The sequence below is a fragment of the Photorhabdus viridis genome (genome assembly GCF_040256935.1).
Taxonomy (GTDB): Bacteria; Pseudomonadota; Gammaproteobacteria; order Enterobacterales; family Enterobacteriaceae; genus Photorhabdus; species Photorhabdus viridis.
Genome location: NZ_JBEJZY010000344.1, coordinates 1 through 320, shown reverse-complemented (window position 1 = coordinate 320; position 320 = coordinate 1). Strand labels below are relative to the sequence as shown.

Annotated in this window: 1 protein-coding gene; it reads left to right on the top strand. The window is 39.1% G+C overall.

The features are described 5' to 3' along the window. Positions 1-17 precede the first annotated feature (17 nt). On the top strand, positions 18-320 hold a 303-nt coding region (locus ABR397_RS23660; RefSeq protein WP_350307829.1), incomplete at its 3' end, for a DUF2612 domain-containing protein.

The following is a 320-nucleotide window of genomic DNA, read 5'->3' as shown; positions in this document are numbered from 1 at the left end:
AATTAGTAGGTTCATAAATGGAAAATGTGGGAGCAACTATTCTTGCTCAGTATGCCGCTAGTCCAAAACTCAACTCACTTATTCGAAGTTTCAATGCCGCTGTTTCCTCTGTTGAGTTTATTAATACATTTTACGATCTGATTTGGAACATTGATACAGCAAACACTTACGGGCTGGATGTGTGGGGAAAAATAGTGAATGTCAGCAGGCGGCTGACTGTTAATGAAAATGTAAAATATATAGGTTTTGGTGAAGCTTTACTGAATGTTCCGACAACGACAGATCCAAATCCATTTGACCAAGCACCATTTTATTCCGGG